Consider the following 2,728-nt stretch of genomic DNA (forward strand, 5'->3'; position numbering starts at 1 on the left):
ACATGAGGCAGGGTTCTTCCAGAGTGAAGTAACAGCTCAATAACATTATCTAAACAGCCTGAATCTGAATTGGTTTCGTCAATTACAGGCAATAACATATCTAATTCTTCCGGCGTAAAGTAAGCAGAAGCAAAAGACTTAACGCCTGCTCTAAACCAGTTTAAATTTCCTTGTAAAGTGTTAATCTCACCATTATGTGCAATAAAGCGGAATGGCTGCGCCAACCTCCACGAAGGGAAAGTATTGGTTGCAAAACGTGAGTGAACTAAACCTAAAGCAGAAACCATGCGCTTATCGGTTAGATCGGTAAAATATGTACGTACCTGTAAAGAAGTAAGCTGACCTTTATATATAATGGTTTGCGCAGAAAGCGAAACAATATAAAAATCTTTACCACCATGAACGGTGTTTACGATCAGTTTAATCAGGTAATTTTTAAAAATATAAAGTTTACGTTCGAAATCTGCTCCTGGTGCTACTGCATAAGGACGGGCAATAAATACCTGCTCAATTTCTGGTTCAACAGAAAGGGCCATATTGCCAATATCTGTTGTGTCAACATCAACTTTTCTAAAGCCTAAAATTTCCAGGCCTAATTTTTCGGCGGCACGGTAAATCAATTCTCTGCACTCTTCTCTCGATCTGATATCTTTCGGCATAAATAACATACCTACACCATAATTATTGGTTTCTGGTAGGCTAAAGCCAGCTTTTAAACATTCGTCGTAAAAAAATTCGTGAGGAATCTGAATCATAATACCTGCACCATCGCCTGTATTTGGTTCTGCTCCACATGCCCCTCTATGATCTAGATTCTCTAAAATAGTAAGTGCATCAGAGATGATTTGATGCGATTTTCGCCCTTTCACATGTGCAACGAACCCAATACCGCAGGCATCGTGTTCAAATTGCGCATCGTACAATCCACTGTTTGGTTCCATTCTTTGCTCGTTAGTTGTTAGTGTATAGGAAACACTAAGATACGAAAAACAAATCTTAAATTACAGAGTTGACACGATTTTTAGAAAAATTTTAGTCCTTAAGTAATTTAAAGCTTTTAGATTAAAAAAATGATAATAATATGGATGAATATTTGTCAAATTTATAATGGTAATATTATACAATAAATGCGCTTTTTCTGCTAAATCTCAACATAAATCGTTTTAATTGTTGATTTATTTGTGAATATTTAATTTATATATAAATAGTATGCTTGAAAAATTATTTATCTTGTATTTCCTGCTAACTTCTAAAAATACACATTTTAATTTTATTAATTTACTAATCAGCTACATAGCCTAAAAGAGAAAAAAAATACAAAAATGCATTTTGTGTAACAACTTCTTTTTCTACCTTTGTGGCCGGGCAAGTCTTTTACGACCAGCTCCCTTTGAACTCCCCCAGGGTGGGAACACAGCAAGGGTAGAAGGTTGTAGCGGTGCGATAGAAGGTGCTTGCCCTTTTTTTTCTTTTCCCTTAATCCCCTGAAGGGGGAACTAAATTCTTCAGGGTTCAATCATAGAAACTCAAATATTTAAGAATTTATAAACATGAAATTTTTTATTGACACAGCAAATCTTGATCAAATCAAAGAAGCGCAAGATCTTGGCATTTTAGATGGCGTAACCACCAACCCTAGCTTAATGGCGAAAGAAGGTATTACTGGCGAACAAAATGTAATTAACCACTACAAAGCTATCTGCGATATTGTTGATGATAACGTAAGTGCTGAAGTTATTGCTACTACTTTCGATGAGATTATTAAAGAAGGTGAAGCTTTAGCCGCTTTAAACCCGAAAATCGTAGTAAAAGTACCAATGATTAAAGATGGTGTTAAAGCCATTAAATATTTCTCGTCAAAAGGAATTAAAACAAACTGTACTTTAATTTTTTCTGCCGGACAGGCATTATTAGCTGCTAAAGCTGGAGCTACTTATGTTTCTCCGTTTTTAGGCCGTTTAGATGATATTTCTAGCGATGGTTTGGTTTTAATTGAAGATATCAGAACTATTTTTGATAACTACGGTTACGAAACTCAGATTTTAGCTGCATCAATCCGCGGACCATTACACATCGTTAACTGTGCTAAATTAGGTGCTGATGTAATTACTGCACCATTGGCTGCTATTGCAGGTTTATTAAAACACCCACTAACAGATAGCGGTTTAGCTACATTTTTAGCCGACCACGCTAAAGCTGCTGGGAAATAAGAATTATAAAGTCGAAAGTCTTTTAGTCCTAAGTCTTGAGTCGGATTTCCGGTTTAAGACTTAGGATTTTTGTTTTATGGGCACTTACGAAATCTCAATGGCTAAGCGCCTGGAAGGATTTCGTAAGTATGAGGTGGGGAAAATCGTAATAGAATTTCAGAAGCTTCTGACTTGCGAAGTTATTCATCCGCTCCTTCCCTTTCTAAACTTTGTAAGTCATTGCGAAGTTTATTTTTTTGGAGCGCAGAAACAGTGCTCGTAGGCAGCTGTAGTCCTGCTTTCCATTATATTCCGGTGAATTTTCGATAAGGTTAAATAGTCGAATACCGGAATGCCATTTCAATCAGGTCTAGGTGGCCAGGTACTTACGAAATCTCAATGGGCAAGCGCATGGAAGGATTTCGTAAGTATTAGGTGGGGAAAAGCGTAATAGAATTCCAGAAGCTTCTGACTTACGAAGTTTATTTTTTTGGAGCGCAGAAACAGTGCTCGTAGGCAGCTGTAGTCCTGCTTTCCAT

Annotated in this window: 1 protein-coding gene, 1 other RNA gene and 1 pseudogene; 2 read left to right on the forward strand and 1 reads right to left on the reverse strand. The window is 36.9% G+C overall.

Annotated elements, in window-relative coordinates; all coding sequences use genetic code 11:
* Positions 1 to 941, reverse strand: a pseudogene (locus tag AC1DPQ_RS23800) (glutamate synthase subunit alpha); the annotation flags it as partial.
* Between the two features lie 422 nt (positions 942 to 1,363).
* On the opposite strand from AC1DPQ_RS23800, the gene ffs reads away from it, so the two are divergent.
* Together ffs and fsa are read left to right on the forward strand one after the other, a co-directional pair.
* Positions 1,364 to 1,463: signal recognition particle sRNA small type (ffs, locus tag AC1DPQ_RS23805), an RNA gene on the forward strand.
* Between the two features lie 87 nt (positions 1,464 to 1,550).
* Complete coding sequence (gene fsa / locus AC1DPQ_RS23810; protein ID WP_029274402.1) at positions 1,551 to 2,210, forward strand: fructose-6-phosphate aldolase; 660 nt, start codon at positions 1,551 to 1,553, stop codon at positions 2,208 to 2,210.
* Positions 2,211 to 2,728 lie beyond the last annotated feature (518 nt).

This window comes from Pedobacter sp. 01T416_2, from assembly GCF_056398925.1.

What these genes read in the sequence shown, in the direction of transcription:
- fsa (WP_029274402.1), top strand. Translation starts at nt 1,551, where the DNA reads ATGAAATTTTTTATTGACACAGCAAATCTTGATCAAATCAAAGAAGCG.